Raw genomic sequence first — 12,820 nt, forward strand, 5'->3', positions numbered from 1 at the left:
GGCTGTCCCGGGCCAGGCTTGAACGGTTTCGGTGCCGCCGCTGGGCGAGTGGGAGGCTGTCGCACGACTTCCCCCGACCGAGAGTCAAGAGCGCTGCGTTGTTCCAGCTACGGGTGGGGAGAGGCAGGGCGGCGCTACCGCTCCTTCGCCCGGGCCGTCGTACACCGTGGCGGCACTCGCCCCCATCGGCAGTCCGTGCCGCGGCCGGACCGGCAGCGGCTATCTCTGCCTGTTCAGCGGCGTCAACTACACCGGCAGCGAAATCGACGTGCGCCAGTGCAGTTCCTCACCCCTGGCAACGTACATCCGCACCGGCACCCCCATCGGTATCGGCACCCCTTTCGCCTTCCTGTCGACCATGAGCGATCTGAAGGACCCCGACGCCGACTGGACGACCATCCCCTGCTGAGCCGGCCATATTCGAGCGCTGACAGGGCAACGACGGGCACAGCAGATTCGGACCCACGACCGACAGGCCACGGCCGGCGGCGCAGCCCTGACCGCGCCGGGCTGCGGAACGGCACCGGCCGGACGCGGCTCGAGGCGGCGAGGGTCAGGGGGCGGCCCGGGGGGTGTGTGGTCCCCGGGACCGCCCGGCGCGGCACCCACCGATCCTCAGAAGCCCTGTTCGCTGGTGGACGGAGATGCCGCGCGCGACGGCCTGTCGGCGGCATCGGTCCAGTCGTACTGCAGCGCCCGCCCCGCGCTTGCGCCGCAAGCGGCGCCGGCGTGCGGCGTGCGACAGCTCCGCCCGGTGGCCCGGACGCAGCGGGCCGGGCGCCGGTCAGGGCAGGGCCAGCGGAGCGGCTACAGGTGGACGGGCGTGTCCGGCACCGGCCGGCCCACCAGCTCCAGGACGTGGACCAGGCCGCCCTCCACCTCGGCTCCGTCACCGACGCCGACCACCACCGCGTCGAGCAGGCCCGCGAGCCGTCCCCTCGGGCTCCTGCAGGATCGGGCCGTTCGCCGGCTCGTGGCCCGCCTGGACACCGGACGAGACATGGCCGACCCCGGTCCTGCCCGACGGCGCGGAGCCGGCGGGGCTGTGGAGGGGACGAAGCCGATCAGCCCGATGGTGGCCCAGGTGAGGTAGGGGAACAGCCACATCCGTACGGTTAGCTTCTCGGGCGACTTCCAGGGCGCTGCGCGTGTACGTGAACGCCGACGGCCGGGAGCAGATGATCCTCTCGCTGGTCGCGCGGTGGTGTTGGCGGCCGCGAAGATCGTCGCCGGCCGCCGGAAGGCGGCTCGCATCTGATGACGCGCGGCTGACGGCCGGTGCCCCTGATCCGTTGGGATCCGGCGGCACCGCCGTTCGCGAGGCCGGGAGCGAATCCTCACCGTTCACGGCATCCAGGCTCGGCGCACCGCGGACCTCGGCGACGCCGAACGCCGGCCGGGCGCCCCGCGAGCTCCCGCGTTGCAGTCGCCATAGCCACAGCGCACGGTGGAAGTGAAGGGTCCGACACCAATGGCCCTTACCGGCGCGGGGTCCGAGTTCAGGGACCCGGCACCTTCCCGGCTGGTCCACCTCTCGGCGCGGCGTGCGCGTGGCGCGGAACCGGCGCGTCCGGGCGGGGACACCTGCCGCAGCCCCGCTCCGCCCCGCCGCCGGGGCACTCGTCCATGCTCAGCAGAGAGGAGACCGACCATGGGCTTGCAGCCTTTCCCCGGAGCAGGGTTCTTCCACAACGGACAGGTCAGCCCGATCATCACCGCGATGGGCCAGCGCCTCGTCGAGGAAGGATGCAGCCAGTACCAGGTGGGGCCCGGTCCCGAGTTCAGTGACGCCGATAGGGCGTCGTACGCCGCGTTCCAGCGCAAACTCGGATTCTCCGGCGGCGATGCGGACGGCATCCCCGGCCAGACCTCCTGGGATCGCCTCCGAGTCCCGGCCCCCAACGGGACAGGCGACCGTGCTGACTCCCCCGTCCCCGCCCACGGCGTCACCACCGCTTATCACATCCCCGGGCCTTGGAGCCTCGGCTACCACACCGGCGCCGACTACGCCGCCGACGAGGGCACACCGTGCGTCGCGGTCCTCGGCGGCTCCATCAGCCACACGGGCGAGTCCCCGAATGACTACGGGAACTACCTCGTCCTGCGCGCCAACGGCTCCGACTACTGGTACTGCCACCTCTCCGAGCGAGACGTCGGCGACGGCGCGGGCGTAGGCGCAGGACAGCAGATCGCCCGGGTCGGCCACACCGGCAACGCAACCGGACCGCATCTCCACTTCGAGAAGCGACCCGCCGGCGGCGCATTCGGAAGCGACGTCAGCCCCGACTGGTGAACCCGTGGGCGGCGAATGCCTGGGCGGTGAACCCGGCCCGACCGGTGAACCCGTGGTGCCGTCGGCAAGCCGTCCGCGATCCCCCGCCGCCCGCCGACACAACTGACCGCCGGAAGCCCAGCAGGTGGACTCCCGGCGGTGGAAGGGCGAGCCGGCGGTGCGTCGCCGGGAGGCGGCACATCCGCTGTGATCACACGACCCTCGGCACCTGCAACCTGTCCCAGCTCGTGCTGCCGGGGATACCGTCGGCGTCCGCGCCGGAGAAGCCCAGGCTCTGCTGGTACGCCCGATAGGACGCCACGTCTCCGCTCCCGAAGACATCCTTGTCAAGGCTCGACTGGTAGCGGTTGCAGCCGACGGCAACGAGGCGCTCGTGCATCGCCGCGATGATCGGACTGCGGCGGCCGGCCGTGAAGAACGAAGCACCGGGGAACGGCTGGAAGCCGGGGCCTTGCTGCGGCGCCGAGTCCACCCCGGGCCAGAAGTCGGCGACCACCGACTTGTCGAAGGCGTGCGTGCTCTGGTATTGCTTGGCGACCGCCCCGGCGGGAATCGACGCGTCGCCGTCGAAGTCCGCGATCCAGTAGTGCGGCTGCGCCACGCCGACGCTGTCGAAGGCGGCACGCACCGTCGGCCATCTGCTCGAGTCGCAGTACACCGTCGGGTCGACGCCGGCACTCCGGCGCATCTGCACCCATCCCGGGGCTTGATCCGGCCGGGCGTCGCCGGGTTCCACGTCGAGCACCACTCCCGCGTTGGTCGACGGGAAGACGGCGATCGGCACATGGACCGCCTGCGGGAACCTGGCCGACATCTCGGTCATGTTGGCGAATTTGCCGTCGACGTACCCGGCGACCATCTCCGCCTCGGACGGAATGTTGGCGACCGTCACCGCGTCATACATGGTTCTGGACATACCGAGCCACCTCCACGAGGCTGGCTAGAGCTTCGAGCTGGAGCTTCACATTTCGAGATCGACGAACTCCCGGACGCCGATCACCCTGACCGCTGCGACCTGGAGTGCCGCGCGGTCTGTGCGTCGGGACAGGGCACGAGAAGGCCCTCACCTCCCAGCATGGCAGCCGTCCCCGCATCGATCGAGCCGGAGCGACCCGCCGCCCGGAACTGCCCGGCCGAGCGAGGCCGTTGCCTCCCGGCCGTCGAGCCATCAGCCGCAGTGGATTCCTCCGTACGAGCCGCCGGAGGCGTCATGGCCGTTGTGCGTGATGCAGCCCTGGCCTCGATGCAGTGTCCGGCTGCCGACAGGGTGACCGGCCCGGCACAGTACTTGGCCGATGATCGACGCGGTCCGTGATCGTGGCCAACCGTCCCCGGAGGCACGCAGCAACGGGCCTGGTGGTAGGACTGCATGGTGATCCCTGAACCTCGGCGAACCAGCCGAGACGACCCAGGAGTCGGCCGTTTCAACCTCTGGGGCGGCCTTGCGATCCCGTTGCTGTTCCTGCTCGGCGTGGTGGGCAGGGGGATCACCGACATAGGGCCGGCCAGCGCAGAGCACGCCGGCCGGGGGATCCCGGGCATCTATCGCGTGACGGACCAGCACTGCGGCTCCCACGGCTGCTCGATCTCCGGCGACTTCACGTCAACCGGCGCACGGTCGGTGGTCCTGACCGGCGTGGACCTTCAGGATGATGACACGCCCTCCACCGGGGACGTAGTGGCCGCTGTCGATGTTGACGGCATGCTCGCCACCATGAAGATCAAGATCTACAGCTGGAGTACTGGGCGGAGCGGCTCGCCTCGCAGTGCGAGGGCCGCGGCACGAGTGCGCTGCAGCCAGTTCATGACCAGGCGCAGCGTGGCGGGGTCTGGGTCGTGGGTAAGGTCGCGGACGGCCTGGCGGTCGTCGTCGGTCAGCGTGTAGAGGCCGACGCGGTCCATATCCCTCCAACCGCACGGCAGAGCCGGCACTCCGCCCGCGGGCGTCGGACAGTCCGCCAAGGACAGCATGCTGACGTAGGCAGTCTTCACCCACGTCTGTTTCTCCGTGTGCTCAGCCCATACCCTGAAGTCGTGGACTGGGGGACGATCGTCGGTACCGTCGTTGGCGGAGTCATGGCCGTGGGCGCCACTTCTTTGGCGGACCGGTCCCGATGGCGCCGGGAGGAAGCGCTTCACCGGATCGCGGTCAAGCGAGAGTTGTATGCCGCCTTCCTCGCAGCCGTGGCACAGACATGGAACGAAATGCACGCAGCTGTCCTCCTCAGCGATCAGCCCTGGCCGGAACGCGCGCGCCAGGCAACCCTCGCCTATCAGAACGGCCGCGTGTACGAGCTGCGCTATCAACTGTCCATCACGGCTCCGCCGGACATCGTGGCCCAGTCCGACCAGACCCTGCGCGGCATGCGCGACCTACGGGACAAGCTGAACGATGGCAAGACCTACGCCAGTTGGGAAGAACTCAAGCAAGATTGCCAAACCTGGTTCGACGCTTTCAACGCCATGCGCCGCGCAATGAGGCTGGAGCTTGATCCCGTAGCACTCCCCCTGCCGCCCGCCAATCCGTAACGCCCTGAAGCGGCCGCCGCAGGGCGATGAGAAGACCCGCTCACCACGGCTACGCGGCGGCCCCACCTCTGCCGTGAGTAAGGGTTAGAAGCGGTTCCGGCGGGCCGAGGGCCGGGTGGGCGGGACCTGCTCGCCGCGCAGTGCGAGGGCCGCGGTGCGGGTGCGTTCCAACCAGCTCATGACGTGGCGCAGCGTGGCGGGGTCGAGGTGTCGGGTGAGGTCGCGGACGGCCTGGTGGTCATCGTCGGTCAACGTGTAAAGGCCGACGCGTTCCAGGGCGGTGCAGAGGGGCCGGGCGGCGGTGCCCGCGAGGCCGCGGTGGGCGGCGTCGGTGGTCCAGTGGGCCCAGCGCGTGCTGGAGAGCGTCGTCGTGGTCGGGGTCGTAGCGGTAGCGCTCTGCGCGGGTCTGGGCGGTGTGGTCGCTCAGCCAATGGTGCCGGCCGGACGCGAGCCGGACGGAGGTGTGTTCCAGCAGGGTGGTCTTTCCCGAACCAGGTCCGCCGACAACCGCGAGGACGGCCGACCGGTCGGCGTCGAGCGGGTCGGACAGTGACATCCGGTCGGCCACCGGCCGGTCCCACACCCACCCAGGGCCCCCAACCGACCTCGTACAGCGGCCGCAGAACCGGGCTCACATCGACGAAGACCTCCTACAGCCGGGGTGTCTGGTCCTCTCTGACCCGTGCTGCCGGCGACTGGGGCTCCCTGTGGTCGGTGGGCGAGCCCCATTCGCTACACGGCGCGGTCGCGGGCTACGGAGGTCAGGCGAACGCCAAGTCAACGCCATGGAGCGGCAGCCCTCCTTGCCCGACGCTAGAGGGGCGGACGGCGAGCGAATTCTCGGCGCCGCTCACCAGATATCCGGAGAGAGGGAGTTGCATGCGCATCAAGCGTTTTCTGGGCAACACAGTCCTGGCGGCCGCACTGGCCGTTCCGGGCGCTGTCGCGGCGACCGCACCGGCGCACGCGGTCACCGGCTGCTCGTGGACCGGCGAGGGCTCGGTCGCGGACGAGTGGGTCCAGGACGGCAACGGCACGTGGGTGAAGGCCGGGTTCGTCACCGTGGAGTACGACTACTGCGGAAACACCCGTTCCACGTTCACCTGGTACAACAGCTTCCGCACCACGGCACACCCCGGCATCACCGGCGCGTGGGTCCGCACCTGGATCCAGGGCACCCTGTGGTCGAACGACGGCAGGAGCAGCGCTACCGTCGGCTCCCTCGACGGCCCCTCGGTCAGCTCTCCCAGCATTTACGTCCACGCCAACAACGAGGACAGCTGGTACGCCGCGTCTCTCCTCCACATCACTTACAGCAACGGCAAGGCGAAGGACTGCGCGGCATACAGCGGCACCTGGAATTTCCACACCGGTCAGCAGACCAGCGGAGCCCAGAACGGCTCCTGCAGCCGCCCCTAGCATCCTCTCCCCGGACACCCGCCGGGCGGCTGCCATGTCGCCGGCGTAGACCCGCAACCTCGGGGAGCGGATCAGATCCCCACAGCCCGGTGAGTCCCAACACGGGGCTCACCGGGCTGCTCCGCGGACTCAGCCAGAGCCGCCTGCAGGAATGAGTGGCGGTCAGCCGAACTCGGCTGTGAGCACGGCCGGTCGCCGAGCGCGGCAGCGTCTGCCTCGATGGCGGCGACGGCCCGGACCTGCCTGCGGACGGAGCGGCCGGTCGGCTCGACCGCGGTGCCGATGTTCGGCCGTGGACGGTCCCCCGCCCGACCCTCCGGCGCCGGGTAGTCCCGGCATCGCCTGCCGCAGCTCAGACCTGCCCGCCGGTGTTCGTGGCCCAGACCGGCCCGCCCGGGGGCGTGTACAGAACGAGATTGCCGTCGTTCTGGAGCACCAGGTGGTCACCGCCGCTGCCGACCTGCCAGAGCAGCACGCTCGCGACGTTCCGGCTCCAGTCTCACCCGTCGGCGCACGCTCCCACGACCGCCCCTGTCATCCGTCACCGACGCCCCACGATCTGTCCGGACCGTCCGTACAGGGCACGGCGCCGGCCGCCCGTTGCCCATCCACCGCCGATCGCACCCGCCGCCCCCGCAGGACCGGGCGGCCCCGGCATCCGAGGACCTGGCGGGAGAGAGCCGCTGCACGTCTCGAGCGCGGCCGCGTACCCGCCGGCCGGCCGCTCGGTTCCCGGCGGACCGCGCTCAAGTGCATCGAGCCGTGGCCCGCGCGCCAGGAGAGAGTCTGTCCAGCGAACGGCTCTGCTGACCGTACCGGCCGCCGGACGCGGGAGACCGGCGGGAGCGGACACGGCCGAGGGAACCGTCTGCCATGACGATGCGTCACAGCGAAGACCTGTACCGGAACCGGTTGTCCCTGGAGTCGACATGCCCTCACGGCTTCGCGTCGCCGTCCTCATGCTCGCCACCGTCCTCGTCGCCGGCTGCGGCAGCTCGACGGTGGCCGGTCAGCATCAACCGTCCACCCCGCAGGGCGCAGTCCCGCAGAGCCCGGACGCGAGTCCGCGGGGTTCGGGCCCAGGCGCCTGCCCGACACAGGCCCAGTGGCAGCACCAGCGGCCCACCGCACCACCGACCGACTTCGGCGGAACACCCGCGAACACGCCGGAGGCCGGGGAGCTGTCCCAGGCAGTCGGCACGCAGGGCCGGGGTGCCTTCGCGGACGTGTGGGGCTCACTGATCACCGACTACCCGGTCGGGCGGGTCGCCCTGTGCGTCACCGACCTCACCCGCGGTCAGGCCCTCGCGGCAGCTGCCAAGAAGGCCGATCCGAAGATCGACCTGTCCCGGCTCGACCTCTACCTGTGCCGCTTCTCCCACCGAACTCTCGACGGCGCGGCCGCACGGGTCTCGGCGCTCGGCCCCACCGCGGTCGGCTTCCCGCTCTACAGCGTCTCCGCCACCACCGACGCCTCGGGTGTCCGGGTCACCACCACGGCTCAGGGCGTGGCTTCCCAGGCCTTCCACGACCGACTGGCCCAGGCCGCGGGTGACGGCATCCCGGTCGTCCTGGAGCAGGGCGAGCCCGCGGTCGCACAGTGACCGCACCGGGCGAACAGGCGAAGCCGAACCCACAGTGGGATCCCGGCACCGGAGCACGGTGGTGCGGCGCGGTGCAGGTGGTCACCCCGTCACGCACCGGGTCGGAGGAGCCGTAGGCGGTCCGCCATTCCAGGGAGCGGCGACCACTCGACGAAAGGGTCACGGTACCGGCGGCGACCGGTGGAGTGGGCCGGAGCCGCACCCCCGGGGACCGCGGCGCAGCGGTGACGGCGGCAGACCGGTGCCCCGGGGTGGCCGCCGCGGTCCGAGGGCATCCGGGAGCGTGCTCGACCGGTTGTCCCACGGTCCGCCGGTTGCTGGGATTCGGGGTGTGTCCCGGTGCCGACTCCGGGGCGGAACCGACTCACTGGAGGAATTCCATGCGATTCACCAGGACCAGGAAGCGCGCCGCGGCTGCCGTGATCGCCGCGGTGGCGATGGCCGGGATCGGGATGGGGACCGCGACCTCGGCCCAGGCCTCCCAGGCCAGCCAGTCCGCCGAGGGCAGCTGGGCGTTCGGTACCGGTGGCTGTGCGGCGATCGAGAACATCGCCCTTGGGTCCAACTACCACGACTACATGGAGATCTTGCCGACCCAGAACCCCGGCCACTGCCTGTTCGGTGTCTTCAACCGGAACACCTGGAGCTGGATGGGCGGCGGCGCGAGCAGCAGCTCGGCCGAGCAGGGGTGGTTCTACGACGGTCCGGGCGAGAGCCTGGAGGCGTGCCTGATCGACACGGCCCACAACAACACCTGGGCCTGCGGCCCGATCAACTGAGCAGGACGCGGTGAGCGGGACGGGAGCGGGCCCTTGCGGGTCCGCTCCCACCTCCGACTGCCGCGGGGACCTGACGCGGGCTCGGTCGAGGTGCTGGGCAGTGCCCCGAACGGTGCGGGACGCCGTCCGGGTCAGCTCGTGAGCGAGTCGAGCAGGGCGCGGGCTTCGTCGGCCTCGGGGACGTTCAGCGAGGTGTGGATCTCGGCTGCCTGTTCGGCGTGCTCCCGAGCGGTGTCGGGTCGACCCAGGCGCTGGTGCGCGCGTGCCAGCCCGTAGTGGATGCGGCCGAGGTTGTACCGCTCACCGGTGTGGGGGAGGTACTCGATCGCGGCCCGGTAGTGCTGGAGGGCACTCGCCGGAGCGTCCATCGCCAGCAGGGCATCGCCGAGCTGGGTGTGCGACTCGGCTTGGCCGAAGGTGTCGCCGAGGCCCTGGTGCAGCTCCAGCGCCTCCTGGTACAGCTCGAGGGCCTCCGGATGGCGTTGCAGCTTCTGCTGGTGCTCGCCGAACTGGTTGAGCACGATGGCCTGGCCGAGGCGGTTGCCGCCGCGCCGGTGGAACTCCAGCGCCTCGCGGTGGTAGTCCAGGGCCTCCTCAAGCTGTCCGAGTCTGGTCAGTGTGGGCCCCAGGTTGGTCAGGGCGATCGCCTCGACCGCCGGCTCGGGAATGTCCCGGCTGAGCTGCAGCGCCAGCCGCTGGTGGTCGAGGGCCTCTCCCAGGCGACCCATCCGGGTCAGGGTGAGGCCCAGGTTGGCCAGAACATGGGCCTCACCGCTGCGGTTCCCGATCCGCTGCTGGATCTCCAGGGCCTGGCGGAGCAGGTCGAGCGCCTGGGGGAAGTCGCCGAGCTGGTACTGGACCAGCCCGAGATGCCGTAGCGCGGCAGCCTCACCGGCCGGACTGCCGAGCTGCCGGGTGGCCCGCAGGGCGCGGGTACCCAGCGCGAGCGCTTCCTGGGCGGGCATGTTGCGTTTGAGATGGCGCCAGAGCACCGCCGGCAGGTCCGCCACGTACTCCGGCAGATCCGCGTCGTCGGCGTGGCGGACGGCCGCCAGCAGGTTGGCCTGTTCCCGGGCGAGCCAGTCCGCCGCTTCCGTCCGGTCGGCGAACACCAGGGGGGTACCGCCGGGCGCGGGCGGCTGCGGCCGATGATGCCGTTCCAGCGGGGCCAGTCGGTCCATCGCCGAGGCAGCGGCGTGACGGTAGTGGTCGAACAGCCTTGTGAGCGCAGCCCGCCGGCCGGGTTCGGGTTCCTCGTGGGCGAGAAGTTCACCGGCGAAGGCGCGCAGCAGGTCGTGGAGGGTGTACCGAAAGGCCGTGTGCTCGATCAGCAGGTGGTGGTTGTGCAGCGACTCCAGGACTTCCTCGGTCTCGTCCAGCGGTGCGTCCACCAGGGCGGCGAGGGCGCGTGGCGCGAAGTCCTCGCCCGGGTGCAGCGCCGCCAGCCGGAACGCCCGCTGCTGTGCCGGCGGGAGGGCGTGGTAGGAGTCCACGAAGGCCGCCGCAACGCCTTGGTCGCCGTCGGAGAGTTCGGTCAATAAGTTCTGCGGACGCCGGATCCGCTGCAACAACTCGACGGGCGTCCAAGCGGGATGATGGGCCAGTCTGGCGGCGGCGATCCGCAGGGCCAGGGGCAGCCTGCCGCAGAGTGCGACGATTTCGTCCACGGTGGAGGTGTGGCCGGCGACCCGGTCTCGGCCGACGATCCGGGCGAACAGCTCGACGGCCTCGTCGTGGCTCAGCACGTCCAGCGGCACGCCGACCGCCCCGTCCAGTTCGGGCATGCGCTGCCGGGACGTCACCAGCGTGAGGCAGCGCGGGTCACCGGGGATCAACGGGCGGACCTGTTCGGCACCGACGGCGTTGTCCAGCACGATCAGGTACCGCCTGCCGGCCGCCCGGGTGCGCCACAGCCGGGCGCGTTCTTCGGTGCGCAACGGCAGCGCACTCTCGCTGACACCGACCGCCCGGAGCAGACTCGCCAGCGCCGCGCCCGCTTCGAGCGGTCGCTGGCCCGGAGTGAAACCGTGCAGGTCCACGAACAGTTGCCCGTCGGGGAACCGGTCGGCCAGGGTGTGCCCCGCATGGACGGCCAAGGCTGTCTTGCCGACGCCGGCCATGCCGTCGATGGCCGAGATCACCAGCGGACGAGCGCTCCCTGCTCCGGCGGCCAGCTCCAGCAGCCGCTCCACCTCGCTGCGCCGTCCGGTGAAGTCCGGCACAGCGTACGGCAGCAGTCGAGGCACCGTGCGTTCGGCCGGCTCCCTGCCCGGCTGCGGCTCCGGTTCTCCGCGTACTGCGGCCAGCAGTCGGTCGCGGTCGGTCGGGTCCAGGCCGAGGGCCATGGCCAGCCGCATCACCGACGACAGCCGAGGCCGCCGCCGTCCCGACTCCAGCACGCTGATCGCATGCGTCGAGACGCCTGACTGCTCCGCGAGCTTCTCCTGCGTCAAACCGGCCGACAACCGGTGCTCTCGCAGCAGCGTTCCGAATTCCCCCGGCATGATCGCCTCCGAACGGTGGTGACGTTGTGGGAGTGACGACGGCGGAACGGCCCGGCAGTCCCGGACGCGTACCGCCGACAGCGACTCCGGCCTGAAGCCCTGACGGGTCCCTGACAGGGGAGCATCATAGAACGCCAAGCAAACGCCATGGAGCGCTCAGCCGGCTCTACCTTCTGAGCCGGGTTGATCGGGCCATTCGTAAGGTTGGGTCGCCCAGGGGTGCTGGGTGTGGCTATCAGCCGGCTGCCGTCTCGTGGCTTCCATCGCTTCGCCGCCCGGCACCCCACGACGACTCGGCCGCCGATTAGGAAGTGCGAGCAAGTCGCTGAGTAGAGCAATGCCGGCGAGGTCGTCCGTGGTACGAACGGCAGGAACACGCACGTCAGGAGCATGATGAGTCGAATATGGGCGGGGATCGACAGCGGCAAGGGCCATCACCACGGCCTGGCCCTGGACGCCGAGGGCAAGACCCTCTTGTCGCGGCGGGTGGCCAACGACGAGCCCGAGCTGCTGCAGCTGGTCGGCGACGTCCTCGCCCTCGCCGACGGCGAGCCGGTGACGTGGGCGATCGACATGACCGGCGGGGAGCCGGCCCTGCTGCTGACCTTGCTGATCTCGCACGGCCAGGAGGTTCTCTACCTGCCCGGACGCCTGGTGAACCGGGCCTCCGACGGCTACCGCAGCGAGGGGAAGACGGATGCCCGCGACGCCTACGTGATCGCCGACCAGGCCCGGATGCGCCGCGACCTGCGCCCGATCCGCCCCGGCGACGAGACCGCGATCGAGCTCAGGCTGCTGACCGGCCGCCGAGCCGACCTGGTCGAGGACCGCACCCGCGCCGTCAACCGCCTTCGCGGCACCCTGCTGAGCATGTTCCCGGCCCTGGAACGGGCCCTGGACGTGACCAACGTCGGCCCGCTCAAGCTGCTGACCGAGTACCAGACCCCGGCGGCGATCCGGCGCGCCGGCGTTACGCGGCTGACGAAGTGGCTGGCCAACCGCAAGGTCAGGAACGCCAGGGCCCTGGCCGAGACGGCAGTCGAGGCCGCCCAGCGCCAGCACACCGCCGTCCCCGGGGAGAAGACCATCTCCAGGCTGGTCCACACCCTGGCCGAGGGGGTGATGGCCCTCAACGAGCAGATCGCCGAGATGGACAAGCTCATCGAGGGCCGGTTTCGCGAGCACGAACTCGCCGGGATAGTCGAGAGCGTCCCCGGGATCGGCACCGTGCTCGGCGCCGAGTTCCTGGCCGCCGTCGGCGGGAACCTGGACGACTTCGCCTCCCCGGACGCCCTGGCGGCGTTCGCCGGTGTCGCTCCCGCGCCCCGCGACTCGGGCAAGGTCAGCGGCAACCTGCACCGGCCTGTCGTCTACCACCGAAGACTCCAACGCGTCTTCTACACCTCGGCGTTGGTGAGTATCCGTTGCGATCCGAACTCGCGGGCGTTCTACGACCGCAAGCGCGCGGAGGGCAAGCGACACGTCCAGGCCGTGATGGCTCTGGCCCGCCGACGGGTCAACGTCCTCTGGGCGCTGATCCGTGACCGACGGTGCTACCACATCACACCTCCAGTGACCACGGCGGCTTGACACCGACATTAGGAAGCGTTGGCCAGGATGGTCCCCGGCACACGCCGGATCGGCCGATCGGGTCGATCCCTCGGAGGGGGAGATATGGCCGAGCAACCCATC

Annotated in this window: 10 protein-coding genes and 2 pseudogenes; 8 read left to right on the forward strand and 4 right to left on the reverse strand. The window is 70.7% G+C overall.

Features of this window, described 5'->3' with window-relative positions; all coding sequences use genetic code 11:
• Positions 1 to 166: 166 nt before the first annotated feature.
• The 3 genes and pseudogenes from FHR36_RS20170 to FHR36_RS20180 all read left to right on the forward strand — a co-directional run.
• Positions 167 to 409: a hypothetical protein gene (locus FHR36_RS20170; protein WP_253799517.1), complete on the forward strand. Its 243-nt coding sequence runs from the start codon at positions 167 to 169 to the stop codon at positions 407 to 409.
• Between the two features lie 1,251 nt (positions 410 to 1,660).
• Positions 1,661 to 1,894 (forward strand): annotated as a pseudogene (locus FHR36_RS20175) (peptidoglycan-binding protein); the annotation flags it as partial.
• Between the two features lie 105 nt (positions 1,895 to 1,999).
• Positions 2,000 to 2,293, forward strand: a pseudogene (locus FHR36_RS20180) (M23 family metallopeptidase); the annotation flags it as partial.
• Between the two features lie 190 nt (positions 2,294 to 2,483).
• Here the strand turns inward: FHR36_RS20180 and FHR36_RS20185 are convergent.
• Entirely contained in the window at positions 2,484 to 3,209 is a 726-nt protein-coding gene (locus FHR36_RS20185) for a peptidoglycan-binding protein (RefSeq protein ID WP_253799519.1), read from the reverse strand.
• Between the two features lie 1,118 nt (positions 3,210 to 4,327).
• Between FHR36_RS20185 and FHR36_RS20190 the strand changes: the two genes are divergently transcribed.
• On the forward strand, positions 4,328 to 4,822 hold the full coding sequence (locus FHR36_RS20190; protein WP_253799521.1) for a hypothetical protein: 495 nt from the start codon (positions 4,328 to 4,330) through the stop codon (positions 4,820 to 4,822).
• An 84-nt stretch (positions 4,823 to 4,906) separates the two neighbouring features.
• Here FHR36_RS20190 and FHR36_RS20195 read toward each other — a convergent pair whose 3' ends face one another.
• Positions 4,907 to 5,074 carry a hypothetical protein gene (locus tag FHR36_RS20195; protein ID WP_253799522.1) on the reverse strand — a complete coding sequence of 56 codons (168 nt, stop codon included), beginning with the start codon at positions 5,072 to 5,074 and terminating at the stop codon, positions 4,907 to 4,909.
• Between the two features lie 627 nt (positions 5,075 to 5,701).
• Here FHR36_RS20195 and FHR36_RS20200 point away from each other — a divergent pair.
• Positions 5,702 to 6,241 carry a hypothetical protein gene (locus tag FHR36_RS20200; RefSeq protein WP_253799524.1) on the forward strand — a complete coding sequence of 180 codons (540 nt, stop codon included), beginning with the start codon at positions 5,702 to 5,704 and terminating at the stop codon, positions 6,239 to 6,241.
• Positions 6,242 to 6,593: 352 nt separating this feature from the next.
• Here the strand turns inward: FHR36_RS20200 and FHR36_RS39430 are convergent, their stop codons facing one another.
• Complete coding sequence (locus tag FHR36_RS39430; RefSeq protein ID WP_301330507.1) at positions 6,594 to 6,716, reverse strand: hypothetical protein; 123 nt, start codon at positions 6,714 to 6,716, stop codon at positions 6,594 to 6,596.
• Positions 6,717 to 7,170: 454 nt separating this feature from the next.
• On the opposite strand from FHR36_RS39430, the gene FHR36_RS20205 reads away from it, so the two are divergent.
• Positions 7,171 to 7,845: a hypothetical protein gene (locus FHR36_RS20205; protein WP_253799526.1), complete on the forward strand. Its 675-nt coding sequence runs from the start codon at positions 7,171 to 7,173 to the stop codon at positions 7,843 to 7,845.
• Positions 7,846 to 8,225: 380 nt separating this feature from the next.
• Entirely contained in the window at positions 8,226 to 8,624 is a 399-nt protein-coding gene (locus FHR36_RS20210; protein WP_253799527.1) for a hypothetical protein, read from the forward strand.
• 131 nt (positions 8,625 to 8,755) lie between these two features.
• On the opposite strand, the gene FHR36_RS20215 is transcribed toward FHR36_RS20210, so the two are convergent.
• On the reverse strand, positions 8,756 to 11,128 hold the full coding sequence (locus tag FHR36_RS20215) for an ATP-binding protein (protein ID WP_253799529.1): 2,373 nt from the start codon (positions 11,126 to 11,128) through the stop codon (positions 8,756 to 8,758).
• 393 nt (positions 11,129 to 11,521) lie between these two features.
• Between FHR36_RS20215 and FHR36_RS20220 the strand changes: the two genes are divergently transcribed.
• Positions 11,522 to 12,718: an IS110 family RNA-guided transposase gene (locus FHR36_RS20220; protein WP_407660848.1), complete on the forward strand. Its 1,197-nt coding sequence runs from the start codon at positions 11,522 to 11,524 to the stop codon at positions 12,716 to 12,718.
• Positions 12,719 to 12,820 lie beyond the last annotated feature (102 nt).

It is taken from the genome of Kitasatospora cinereorecta (assembly GCF_024172095.1).
In the GTDB taxonomy this organism is placed as follows: Bacteria; Actinomycetota; Actinomycetes; order Streptomycetales; family Streptomycetaceae; genus Kitasatospora; species Kitasatospora cinereorecta.